The 10,868-nt window shown below is 64.8% G+C and carries 11 protein-coding genes; 3 read left to right on the forward strand and 8 right to left on the reverse strand.

The genetic code is table 11. The features are described from left to right. Nucleotides 1–15 precede the first annotated feature (15 nt). The 4 genes from Q2M23_RS34290 to Q2M23_RS34305 form a co-directional block, all read right to left on the reverse strand. Nucleotides 16–1,308 carry a glutamate-5-semialdehyde dehydrogenase gene (locus tag Q2M23_RS34290; RefSeq protein WP_316398406.1) on the reverse strand — a complete coding sequence of 431 codons (1,293 nt, stop codon included), beginning with the start codon at nt 1,306–1,308 and terminating at the stop codon, nt 16–18. 123 nt (nt 1,309–1,431) lie between these two features. Continuing rightward, entirely contained in the window at nt 1,432–2,574 is a 1,143-nt protein-coding gene (proB, locus tag Q2M23_RS34295) for a glutamate 5-kinase (protein WP_016847843.1), read from the reverse strand. 82 nt (nt 2,575–2,656) lie between these two features. Further along, nucleotides 2,657–3,706 carry a GTPase ObgE gene (obgE, locus tag Q2M23_RS34300; RefSeq protein WP_038384668.1) on the reverse strand — a complete coding sequence of 350 codons (1,050 nt, stop codon included), beginning with the start codon at nt 3,704–3,706 and terminating at the stop codon, nt 2,657–2,659. A gap of 101 nt (nt 3,707–3,807) precedes the next feature. Further along, nucleotides 3,808–4,287 (reverse strand): MaoC family dehydratase, encoded by a 480-nt coding sequence (locus Q2M23_RS34305; protein WP_316398407.1) that lies wholly within the window; start codon nt 4,285–4,287, stop codon nt 3,808–3,810. A gap of 154 nt (nt 4,288–4,441) precedes the next feature. Here Q2M23_RS34305 and Q2M23_RS34310 point away from each other — a divergent pair, with 154 nt between their 5' ends. Further along, nucleotides 4,442–5,356 carry a DMT family transporter gene (locus Q2M23_RS34310; protein WP_092090040.1) on the forward strand — a complete coding sequence of 305 codons (915 nt, stop codon included), beginning with the start codon at nt 4,442–4,444 and terminating at the stop codon, nt 5,354–5,356. Between the two features lie 179 nt (nt 5,357–5,535). On the opposite strand, the gene Q2M23_RS34315 is transcribed toward Q2M23_RS34310, so the two are convergent. From Q2M23_RS34315 to Q2M23_RS34330, 4 genes are all read right to left on the reverse strand, one after another. Next, nucleotides 5,536–6,132 carry a GNAT family N-acetyltransferase gene (locus Q2M23_RS34315; RefSeq protein ID WP_028336336.1) on the reverse strand — a complete coding sequence of 199 codons (597 nt, stop codon included), beginning with the start codon at nt 6,130–6,132 and terminating at the stop codon, nt 5,536–5,538. A gap of 171 nt (nt 6,133–6,303) precedes the next feature. Continuing rightward, complete coding sequence (gene rpmA, locus Q2M23_RS34320; protein WP_016847848.1) at nt 6,304–6,573, reverse strand: 50S ribosomal protein L27; 270 nt, start codon at nt 6,571–6,573, stop codon at nt 6,304–6,306. Nucleotides 6,574–6,675: 102 nt separating this feature from the next. Continuing rightward, a complete protein-coding gene (gene rplU / locus Q2M23_RS34325; protein WP_316398408.1) occupies nt 6,676–7,143 on the reverse strand; it encodes a 50S ribosomal protein L21 in 468 nt (155 codons plus the stop codon). Nucleotides 7,144–7,398: 255 nt separating this feature from the next. Beyond that, nucleotides 7,399–8,349 (reverse strand): GlxA family transcriptional regulator, encoded by a 951-nt coding sequence (locus Q2M23_RS34330; protein ID WP_057020904.1) that lies wholly within the window; start codon nt 8,347–8,349, stop codon nt 7,399–7,401. A 124-nt stretch (nt 8,350–8,473) separates the two neighbouring features. Here Q2M23_RS34330 and Q2M23_RS34335 point away from each other — a divergent pair, with 124 nt between their 5' ends. Together Q2M23_RS34335 and Q2M23_RS34340 are read left to right on the forward strand one after the other, a co-directional pair. Further along, nucleotides 8,474–9,277 (forward strand): SDR family oxidoreductase, encoded by an 804-nt coding sequence (locus Q2M23_RS34335; RefSeq protein WP_316398409.1) that lies wholly within the window; start codon nt 8,474–8,476, stop codon nt 9,275–9,277. Nucleotides 9,278–9,445: 168 nt separating this feature from the next. Then, nucleotides 9,446–10,603, forward strand: a complete 1,158-nt coding sequence (locus Q2M23_RS34340) for an ROK family protein (RefSeq protein ID WP_316398410.1) — start codon at nt 9,446–9,448, stop codon at nt 10,601–10,603. The last annotated feature ends 265 nt before the right edge of the window (nt 10,604–10,868 follow it).

Raw genomic sequence — 10,868 nt, forward strand, 5'->3', positions numbered from 1 at the left:
CGCGTGCGACAATGATCACGGCCGCGTCTGCCCGGTGCCGTGGACGCGGTACTTGAAGCTCGTCAGCTGCTCGGCGCCAACAGGCCCGCGGGCGTGGAATTTGCCGGTAGCAATTCCGATCTCAGCGCCGAAGCCGAACTCGCCGCCGTCGGCGAACTGGGTCGAGGCGTTGTGCAGCACGATCGCCGAATCGACTTCGTTGAGAAACCTTTGCGCGGCAGTGGCATCCTCCGTCACGATCGCATCGGTGTGATGCGAGCCGTGATTTTGAATATGCGTAATCGCTTCATCGAGACCGTCGACGATCCTCGCCGAGATGATCGCGTCCTCGTATTCGGTGTCCCAGTCCTCGTCGGATGCGGGCTTCACCCTGGCATCGACGCCCTGCACGGCGTCGTCGCCGCGCACCTCGCAACCGGCATCGATCAACAGCTCGACCAGCGGTTTCAGCTGCGTCGCGGCAGCGTTGCGATCGACCAGCAGGGTCTCGACGGCGCCGCAGACGCCGGGACGGCGCATCTTGGCGTTCAGCACGACCGCCTTGGCCATATCGAGCCTGGCGCTGGCATCGACGTAGATGTGGTTGACGCCCTCGAGATGCGCGAACACCGGAACGCGTGCCTCCGCCTCGACGCGTGCGACGAGACTCTTGCCGCCGCGCGGTACGATCACATCGATGCCGCCGTTCAATCCCGTCAGCATCAGGCCGACGGCCGCACGGTCACGGGTCGGCACCAGGGTAATCGCGGCCTCGGGCAGGCCGGCTTCACGCAGGCCCTGCACGAGGCAATCATGGATCGCACGGCAGGAGCGGAAACTGTCCGAGCCGCCGCGCAGGATCACGGCGTTGCCGGACTTCAAGCACAGCACACCAGCGTCGGCGGCGACGTTGGGGCGGCTCTCGAAGATCACGCCGATGACGCCGAGCGGCACGCGGACGCGTTCGATGGTCATGCCGTTCGGCCGCTGCCAGCTTTCGGTGACGGCGCCGACCGGATCGATGATCTCGCGCACGGTCGCAACGCCATCGGCCATGCCGGCAACGCGCGCCTGGGTCAGCGTCAGGCGGTCGACGAAGGCGGAGGTCATGCCGCTCGCGCGCGCCTCGGCAACATCCTCGGCATTGGCGGCGAGGATGGCCGGCGCGTCGGCGCGGATCGCGCGCTCGATCGCGGCGAGCGCCCGGTCCTTCTGCTCCGGCGGCGCCAGCGCCAGCACGCGCGCCGCGGCGCGCGCCTTGGCGGCGAGGTCGGTCATCAGGGCAGTAAGATCGGCGTTGCCGTCGATCGCCTTCAGGGGGGCGCTCATGAAACTACCAGCTTTGGACTAAGGCCATGTTCTAGCATGGCAATTGAAGGGTGGCGAGGCGCGGAACCGGCATGGCAGGTGGGCGGCAGGCCGCCTCGCTCGGCCAATGGCCTATCCAGTGGCTTATTTGGGCGGGATCGCCCCGGCCGGGCCGATCACGAGGTCGTCGCGATGGATCATCTCGGACCGGCCGCTGATGCCCAGAATGGTCATCACGTCGGGCGAGGAGCGGCCCATGATCTTCTCGGCGTTCTCGGCGTCGTATGCGACCAGGCCGCGGCCGATCTCGTGGGTGTCGGGGCCGCGCACCACCACGGCATCGCCGCGGGCGAACTGGCCGTCGACCCGGATCACGCCAGCCGGCAACAGGCTCTTGCCGGCGCGCAGCGCCGCCACCGCGCCGGCATCGATGGTCAAGGTGCCCTTTGGCTCGAGTGAGCCCGCGATCCAGCGTTTGCGCGCGGTGACGGGATTGGCGGGGGTCAGGAACCAGGTGCAGCGGCCGCCGTCGGCGATCGCAGCAAGCGGATGCTCGATCTTGCCCGATGCGATCAGCATGTGGGTGCCGGCCGTGGTCGCTATCTTCGCGGCTTCGATCTTGGTGGTCATGCCGCCGCGCGACAATTCGGACCCGGCCGAGCCGGCCATCCCCTCGATCTCCGAGGTGATGCTTTCGACCACCGGGATCAGCCTGGCGTCGGAATCGAGCGCGGGCGGCGCGGTGTAGAGGCCGTCGATATCGGACAGCAGGATCAGAAGATCCGCGCTCGCCATGGTGGCGACGCGGGCGGCGAGGCGATCATTGTCGCCATAGCGGATCTCGGTGGTCGCGACCGTGTCATTCTCGTTGATCACGGGCACCGCGCCCCATTCCAGCAGCTTTGCGATCGTCGAGCGCGCGTTGAGATAGCGGCGGCGCTCTTCGGTGTCCTGCAGCGTCACCAGAATCTGCCCGGCGCCGATGCCGTGATGGCCGAGCACCTCCGACCAGATTCGCGCCAGCGCGATCTGGCCGACCGCTGCGGCAGCCTGGCTCTCTTCGAGCTTCAGCGGGCCGCGCGGCAGCTTCAGGCGGCTGCGGCCGAGCGCGATCGAGCCCGACGACACCACCATGACCTCGCAGCCTCGCTTGTGCAGCTTTGCGATGTCCTCGACCAGCGCGGCGAGCCAGGACGCGCGCACCTCGCCGGCCTGCGAGTCGACCAGCAGCGATGAGCCGACCTTGACGACGATGCGGCGAAAGTTCTTGAGCGCGGGGCGTTTCATGGATTTGGTCTGGCAGGAAGGTGGAAGCAATAGACGCCACAATGTGGCTTGGGAAGTCCAGGCGTTGCGCGGCTTGTGCCGTTCAACCCTGCGGCACCGGCGTCGCCCACGGCTCCGCCTGACCCTTGGCCTTGTTGGACACCGGCGCTTCGCCGATCACGTCGACCAGCGCGCGCAGCGCATCCTGCACGCCTTCGCCGGTCGCGCCTGACAGCAACAGCGGCGTCTTCTTCGCCGCCCGCTTGAGGCGGTCCTTCTGCTTCTTCAGTTCGTCGGGCGCGACCGCGTCGATCTTGTTGAGCGCGACGATCTCGATCTTGTCGGCGAGATGGCCCTCATAGGCTTCGAGTTCGGTGCGCACCGTCTTGTAGGCCTTGCCGGCATGCTCGCAGGTCGCATCGACCAGATGCAGCAGCACGCGGCAGCGCTCGACGTGACCGAGGAAGCGGTCGCCGAGCCCGGCGCCTTCATGCGCGCCCTCGATCAGGCCGGGGATGTCGGCGAGCACGAATTCGCGGCCGCCGAAATTCACCACGCCCAGCTGCGGATGCAGCGTGGTGAAGGGATAGTCGGCGATCTTCGGCCGTGCCGCGCTGACCACCGAGAGGAAGGTCGATTTGCCGGCATTGGGCAGGCCGACCAGCCCGGCGTCGGCGATCAGCTTCAGCCGCAGCCAGATCCAGCGCTCTTCGCCGGGCGCGCCGGGATTGGCGTTGCGCGGCGCGCGGTTGGTGGAGGATTTGAAATGCGCGTTGCCGAAGCCGCCATTGCCGCCTTCAGCCAGCACGAATTTCTCGCCGAGCTCGGTGAAGTCGTGCAGCAGGGTCTCGCGGTCCTCGTCGAACACCTGGGTGCCGACCGGCACCTTCAGCACGATCGGCTTGCCGTTGGCGCCATGGCGGTCCTTGCCCATGCCATTGGTGCCCTTCTGTGCCTTGAAGTGCTGCTGGTAGCGGTAATCGATCAGCGTGTTCAGTCCGTCGACGGACTCGATGATGACGTCACCGCCGCGACCGCCATTGCCGCCGGAGGGACCGCCGAACTCGATGAACTTCTCGCGCCGGAACGCGACGCAGCCGTTGCCGCCGTCGCCCGAGCGAATATAGACCTTGGCTTCATCGAGGAATTTCATGATTTTCACTAGTTAGGGCAGGGTGGCCGCGGCGGCAACCCGGAAAGGCCCTGACTTCTGCGAAAAGCCTTAATTTTCGGGCCTTTTTACGGCCCTTGCGGCTAACTCGGCCGCCGCCGGACCAGGAATTTCTGCATCCCCTCGAGCACCAGCTCGCGGCGCTGGTTGTGCACGGTCGAGCGCAGCGTCACGACGCCGGTGGTCTTGCCCGGCGACAGCTCGATCACCTCCAGCGCGGGGTAGATGGTATCGCCGGCATAGACCGGTTTCAGGAACTTGCTCGATTGCTCGAGGAAGCCGATCAGCGACTCCTCCACGACATAGGGGAACAATCCCGCGCCGGGCGCGGTGTGCACCAGGGTCTGGAAGCCGTGCGCGAGCAAATCAGGCATGCCGCGCGCGCGGCAATATTCGACGTCGTAATGGATCGGATGTGTGTCGCCGCTGGCGGTCTGGAACGCCGCGAACACCGCCGAGGTCTGGGTCCGGCTCGGAATCACGAAGCGCTCGCCGAGCACGAAATCCTCGAACCAGCGCTGCGCGGGGACCATGCGATGCTGGGTGGGGTCGAATTCGCTCATGCGGCGTTTCCTGCTCTTTTTGTTGCCGGGATGAGCTACCGGTATCGCAGCGGCGCAGGTGCGGCAATCCGTTCAATTCGTCATGCCCGGGCTTGTCCCGGGCATCCACGTCTTTAAAACCGGACGACTCGGGAACAAAAGCGCAAGTCTGCTCATGAGCCTGTTCGCAAAGCTGTCCTCCTACGACGACCGATCGGCGCGGCTCGCCGGCATCGGGTTGATGCTGCTGTCGATCTTCATGTTCTCGTTCGGCGATGCGATGGGCAAATTCATCGTCGCCACCTATTCGGTCGGGCAATTGCTGTGGCTGCGCGCCTGTGCGGCGCTGCTCGTGCTGCTGCCGATCGTGTGGCAGCGGCGCGCGGATTTTCTGCATCTGGAACGCCCGTGGCTGCAATTGCTGCGCGTCACGCTGTCGACGGTGGAGGTTGCGGCGTTCTTCCTGGCGACCGTCTATCTGCCGCTCGCCGACGTCATCACCTACTATCTGGCCGGACCGATCTTCGTCACCGCGATGTCGGGCCTCGTGCTCGGCGAGCATATCGGCTGGCGGCGCTGGACCGCGATCCTGGTCGGCTTCTGCGGGGTGTTGATCGCGCTTCGGCCGTCGGCGCAGACCATCAGCTGGCCGGCAATGATCGCGCTCGGCGGCAGCCTGTCGTTTGCGGTGCTGATGCTGATCACGCGCTCGCTGCGCGCGACGCCCGATATCGTGCTGGCGACGTCGCAATTCGGCGGCACCTTCATCCTGGGCCTCGTGCTCTCGCCGTTCGGCTGGGTGACGCCGTCAGCCGGCAGCCTCGTGCTGTTCTTCACCGCCGGCATCATCTCGGTCGCGGCGCTGCTTTGCGTCAATCGTTCGCTGAAGCTCGCGCCGGCGAGCGTGGTGGTGCCGTACCAGTATTCGATGATCGTCTGGGCGGTGATCTTCGGCTTCGTGGTGTTCGGCGACGTGCCGTCCTGGGCCACCATCGTCGGCGCCGCTGTCATCATCGCGGCCGGCCTCTACATCTTCGTGCGCGAGCAGCAGCTCGGACGCACGGATTCCGCGATCAATCCGCCGGCGTGATGTTTACCCTCCCCTGGAGGGGGAGGGTCGACGCGAATGCAATGAGCGGCGGGGTGGGGTGAAGGTCTCTCCTCATCCAACGGTGCCCGAGTGGAGAGATCACCCCACCCCGTTGCGCCTTCCGCTGCGCTTCATGCGCAACGACCCTCCCCCTCCAGGGGAGGGTGAAGCCAAAAGCCTCAGCTCTCCCGCCGGGTCGAGTTGTTCCAGCGCTTCAGCGACGTCCAGACACCGCGTGACAGGCGGAAGCAGTCGACCGGGCTCGAGGAGCCCAGCGCCTCGAAGCGGTGCAGCTCGACGCCGCCCCACTGGAAGCCGCACTTCTCGAGAATGTTGCGCGACGACGGATTGACGACGCGGGCGCCCGAGATCAGCTGGTCGAGATCGAACTCCTCGAAGAAGTAATCGATCACCGCGCGCGCAGCCTCGGTGCCGAAGCCCTGGCCCCAATAGTCGACGCCGAGCCAGTAGCCGAGTTCGGCCGATGTCTCCTCGCGCCAGTCGATGCCGACCATGCCGATCGGCGTGTGATTGTTCTCGATCAGGAAAACGGTTTCGCGCCCGCCGGCGCCGAGCGCGCGCACGAAGTCGATGGCGTCGTCCTGGGTATAGGGATGCGGCAGGCGGCGTGTGTTCTCCGCGATGCGGCGGTCATTGGCGAGGCGTGCGATTGCTTTTACGTCCGCGAGCGTCGGCTTGCGCAATGTCAGCCGTTCTGTCTCGAGGACGCAAGCTCTTGCCTCGCGCAAGGTCGGCGTCGGGATGTCCTGCAACATGTCGAGCTCCTGTGATGCGAAAAAATCGGTACGCAACGCTTGGAACGTCACGCGCGGTCGAAGTGGAATGCGCGCAACAAAAAGGGGAGGCCGGTCATCCCGCCTCCCCTTGGAGCCCTTTGCGACTCCGCCGGTTCAACAGGACCCGGCGGACTCATGTGTGTCCACCGTCTACTCGGCCGCCTCTGCCATCGGAATAACCGATACGAATGTGCGGCCGTTGGCTTTGGCACGGAACTCGACATGACCCTCGACCTTGGCGAAGAGAGTATGATCGGTGCCCATGCCGACATTAAGGCCAGGATGCCAGGTGGTGCCGCGCTGACGCGCGATGATGTTTCCGGGGATCACGCGCTCGCCACCGAACGCCTTGATGCCAAGGCGCTTGCCCTTGGAATCACGCCCGTTGCGCGATGAACCGCCTGCTTTTTTGTGAGCCATGGCTCGTCTCCGACTTCGCTTTGATCTCTAGATCAATTCCTTGACGGAATCATTTCACGTTTTGTCACGCTTCACATCTGAAAGCGCGACGATCACTTCTTCTTAAGCCTTGGCCGCGGCCTTCTTGGCCGGAGCCTTCTTGGCGGCCGGCGCCTTTGCGGGCGCCTTCTTCTTGGCCGCCTTTGGCGCTGCATCCTCGCCATCGGCGGGCGCTGCGACCTTTTCCTTCTTCGGCCGCGGGCCGACGGTCGGCTTGGCGTTATCGGCGAGGATCTCGGTGATGCGAAGCACCGTGAGCTCGTCGCGATAGCCGCGCTTGCGGCGTGAATTCTTGCGGCGACGCTTCTTGAACGCGATCACCTTGGCGCCGCGCTTGTGCTGCAGCACTTCAGCTGCAACGGACGCGCCTGCCACGGTGGGCGTTCCCAGCACCGGCGTATCACCGCCGAGCACCAGAACTTCGCCAAGCTGCACGATCGTGCCGACATCGCCGGCGATCTTGCCTATCTCGAGTACATCATTCGGAGCGACACGGTATTGCCGGCCGCCGGTTTTGATGACTGCGAACATCGTTTGATTCCTTCGTGTTCGATCCCGGCCTCGGACGATTCGCCCGGGTCGGCTTTTTGTTCAGTCGCTATGGGTTGCGTGTCTCGTGCGAAGGGAATGAATTCCCAAATGGTCCGCACAAAAACGATCGGCGCGAGAAATCCCCGCGCCGGATGGGGGGACTTATAGCCGCAAACGACCGAGAGTCAAGGTAAAGCAAGGCAAAAACCGGCCAAAAATGAAGGGTTTGGCATGGTTTTGGCCGAAATTGGCGGCTCAAGCCTGCGCCTGGGCCGCGATCCTCGCGTGGCGTCGGATTGTCTGGGGCGGCTGGCCCAGCACCCGCAAGAACGCCCGCCGCATCCGTTCGCGGTCGGCAAAGCCGGTCTCTACGGCAATTTCGTCCATCGAATGGCGGCCGTCACCGATCAATTCGCGCGCCGCCTCGACCCTAAGATGCTCGATCGCCTTGGCCGGTGACTGGCCGGTCTCTGAACGGAAGGCGCGGCTGAACTGGCGCGGGCTGAGCCGTGCGACGGCGGCCAATTCCTCGACCGAGAGCTCGTTGCGCAGATGCGCCTTGGCGTAATTGAGCGCGTTCTGGATACGATCGGATTTCGGGTCGAGCTCGAGCAGCGCCGAAAACTGCGACTGTCCGCCGGTGCGGCGGTGATAGACGACGAGCTTGCGCGCCACCGAGCGGGCGACCTCGACGCCGAGGTCATGCTCGACCATCGCCAGCGCCAGATCGATCGTCGCGGTCATGCCGGCCGAGGTCCAGATCGGCCCGTCGACGATGTAGATGCGGTCCTGCTCGACTTTCAGCTTGGGAAAGCGCGCCTGCAGCTCGGCGGCGTATTGCCAATGCGTGGAGACGCGCCGGCCGTCGAGCAGGCCGGCTTCGGCGAGCGAGAAGGCGCCGACGCAGGGCGCGGCGATGCGCTGTGACGCCGTCAGGGCGCGGCGAACATAGTCGGTCAGCTTCGGTGACGCTGGATGCAGCTCGGTGCCCGCGCCGACGAACAGCGTGTCGAAGCTGCGCGCGCTGAACGCTTCGGTCTCGACATTGAAGCCCGCGGATGACCGCACCGGGCCGCCATTCTCGGACAGCAGTGTGACCCGGTAGAAATTTTCACCCGCCACCAGATTGGCGATCTCGAAGGCGGTGATGGCGGTGAAGCCCATCACCTGGAAGCCCGGGAAGACGACGAAGCCGATCTCCTGCATGGAACCCTCCAGCCACGATACATGTCCTAAAAAGGTGTATATATGACATTTAAGCCATGCAAGGGGGCTTGTAAAACTTGAGCCGCGGCCAAAACCGGCCGCCCAGGTCAAACAGGAGACCAACATGACCAAGTCAGCCAAAGGAACGGCGCTCGTTACCGGTGCGTCGTCCGGAATCGGTGCCATCTACGCGGACCGGCTCGCACGGCGTGGCTACGATCTGATCCTCGTCGCACGCAACCGCGAGCGCCTCAATGGGCTTGCCAAGCGTCTGTCGGCGGAGACAGGCCGATCGATCGAGATCGTTGCCGCCGACCTCGGCAAGCGCGGCGACGTGTCACGGATCGAATCCATTCTGCGCAGCAATACCGGCATCAGCCTGCTGGTGAACAATGCGGGCGTCGGTGCAACCGCGCCGCTGCTCGCATCCGATGTCGACAAGATGAGCGACATGATTGCGCTCAATGTCGATGCGCTGATGCGCCTGACCTATGCGGCGGTGCCGGGATTTGTCGCGCGCGGCAACGGCACCATCGTCAACATCGCCTCGATCGTCGGTGTCGCGCCCGAAATTCTCAACGGCGTCTACGGCGGCAGCAAGGCTTTCGTCCTCGCCTTGACGCAGTCGTTGCAGCATGAGCTCAAGGACAAGAACATCCGGGTCCAGGCCGTGCTGCCGGGCGCCACCGCGACCGAATTCTGGGGCGTGGCCGGTACGCCGGTCGAGCATCTGCCCGGCGAGATCGTGATGAAGGCCGAGGACATGGTCGATGCCGCGCTCGCCGGTCTCGATCAGGGCGAGGTCATCACCGTGCCTGCGCTGCCGGATGCCGCCGATTGGCAGGCCTATGAGTCTGCCCGCCAGAAGCTGATGCCGAACCTGTCGCGCAGCACGCCTGCGGCGCGCTACGGGCTGAAGGCCGCCTGACGCCCCTGCGAAAATTGCGTCCCGCGCAGGCCGAGTGCCCGAACGCGGGACGCAACCATTTGAGTTCCCGGCCGTTACAGCATGATCCGGAAAAGTGCGAAGTGGTTTTCCGAAATGATCATGCTCAAACAATAGTGCAGGCAACCTCAAGCGGGCAGGCAAGGGCGAATGGCTGAAGACGCTGGATTGACCACGGGCATCGCGCACCACGGTGCCGCGCGGTTGCCGTCTGTCGACATCGACAGCTTCAACATCGAGCTGAAGGACGACGAGGGCTTTCTCGGCGATCGCGCCTCGAAGGGCGCGTTCCGCAAGATCCTCGACCGCTGGCGCAAGCCGCTGCGCAAATCGGACGAGGATCCGTTCGGCGACGAGCCGTCGGACAAGATCAGCAAGAAGAAGCTCGATGAGCTGTTGGTCGGCGACGACACCGAGGCCTCGGCGGTCGTGCACAGCGCCATCGAGGAGTTTGCGCAGGAGCTCGCCCATGTGACGCGGCGCTTCCTCAACACCAAGGCCTGGGCCAAGACCGAGCGCATCGTGGTCGGCGGCGGCTTCCGCGACTCCAGGCTCGGCGAACTCGCCATCGCACGCACCGAGATCATCCTGAAGTCGGAGGATTTCAAGGTCGATTTGCTGCCGATCCGCTTTCACCCCGACGATGCCGGCCTGATCGGCACGCTGCATCTGGCGCCATCGTGGATTTTCGAGGCCCATGACGGCGTCCTCGCCGTCGACATCGGCGGCACCAATATCCGCTGCGGCGTGGTCGAGTCGCGCTGGAAGAAGGCGCCCGATCTCTCCAAGGCGGCGGTCTGGAAATCGGAGCTGTGGCGCCACGCCGATGACGAGCCGACGCGCGAGGGCGCGGTGAAGCGGCTGGTGAAGATGCTGAAGGAGTTGATTGCCGCCGCCGAGAAGGAGAATCTCAAGCTCGCGCCGTTCATCGGCATCGCCTGTCCCGGCGTCATCAATGACGACGGATCGATCGAAAAGGGCGCGCAGAACCTGCCCGGCAATTGGGAGAGCAGCAAATTCAACTTGCCGGCGAGTCTGGTCGAGGCGATCCCGCAGATCGGCGATCATGACACCGCGATCGTGATGCACAATGACGGCGTGGTGCAGGGGCTGGCCGAGGTCCCGTTCATGCAGGACGTCGCGCGCTGGGGCGTGCTGACGATCGGAACCGGGCTTGGCAATGCCCGCTACACCAATCGCAAGCGGGAGAACGGCAAGGACGAGAAGAAGGCCGAGAAGAAAGACAAGGATGACGAGAGCGAAAAGAGCGAGAAAAAGGCCAAAAAAGCCAGGAAAGCCGACGCCTGAGCCGTGCGGGCTTCAGCGATCGTGCGCGCTCCATCCGGGCTACGGTCTGCCTTCTCCTTCCCCCTGAAAGGGGGAAGGTCGGGATGGGGGTCAGCCGCAGGCGATGCTGTTTGCGGAGAGAGCAGATCTCCACCCGCTTTGCTCTGGCGAGCAAAGCGACCTCCCCTTTTCAAGGGGAGGTAAGCATGCGTAGATGGGGTAACGGGCCGGCCGCCCGCTCGCTACGGCGCAATTTGGAAGCGCGCTCGCGAGCGGCCTGTTGGTT

Origin of the sequence: Bradyrhizobium sp. 33ap4 (assembly GCF_032654765.1) — a bacterium.
Classification (GTDB): Bacteria; Pseudomonadota; Alphaproteobacteria; order Rhizobiales; family Xanthobacteraceae; genus Bradyrhizobium; species Bradyrhizobium australafricanum.

Bases quoted from the DNA above. Each gene is read 5' to 3' on its own strand.
- Q2M23_RS34290 (WP_316398406.1), bottom strand. From the start codon at position 1,308: ATGAGCGCCCCCCTGAAGGCGATCGACGGCAACGCCGATCTTACTGCC.
- proB (WP_016847843.1), bottom strand. From the start codon at position 2,574: ATGAAACGCCCCGCGCTCAAGAACTTTCGCCGCATCGTCGTCAAGGTC.
- obgE (WP_038384668.1), bottom strand. From the start codon at position 3,706: ATGAAATTCCTCGATGAAGCCAAGGTCTATATTCGCTCGGGCGACGGC.
- Q2M23_RS34305 (WP_316398407.1), bottom strand. From the start codon at position 4,287: ATGAGCGAATTCGACCCCACCCAGCATCGCATGGTCCCCGCGCAGCGC.
- Q2M23_RS34310 (WP_092090040.1), top strand. From the start codon at position 4,442: ATGAGCCTGTTCGCAAAGCTGTCCTCCTACGACGACCGATCGGCGCGG.
- Q2M23_RS34315 (WP_028336336.1), bottom strand. From the start codon at position 6,132: ATGTTGCAGGACATCCCGACGCCGACCTTGCGCGAGGCAAGAGCTTGC.
- rpmA (WP_016847848.1), bottom strand. From the start codon at position 6,573: ATGGCTCACAAAAAAGCAGGCGGTTCATCGCGCAACGGGCGTGATTCC.
- rplU (WP_316398408.1), bottom strand. From the start codon at position 7,143: ATGTTCGCAGTCATCAAAACCGGCGGCCGGCAATACCGTGTCGCTCCG.
- Q2M23_RS34330 (WP_057020904.1), bottom strand. From the start codon at position 8,349: ATGCAGGAGATCGGCTTCGTCGTCTTCCCGGGCTTCCAGGTGATGGGC.
- Q2M23_RS34335 (WP_316398409.1), top strand. From the start codon at position 8,474: ATGACCAAGTCAGCCAAAGGAACGGCGCTCGTTACCGGTGCGTCGTCC.
- Q2M23_RS34340 (WP_316398410.1), top strand. From the start codon at position 9,446: ATGGCTGAAGACGCTGGATTGACCACGGGCATCGCGCACCACGGTGCC.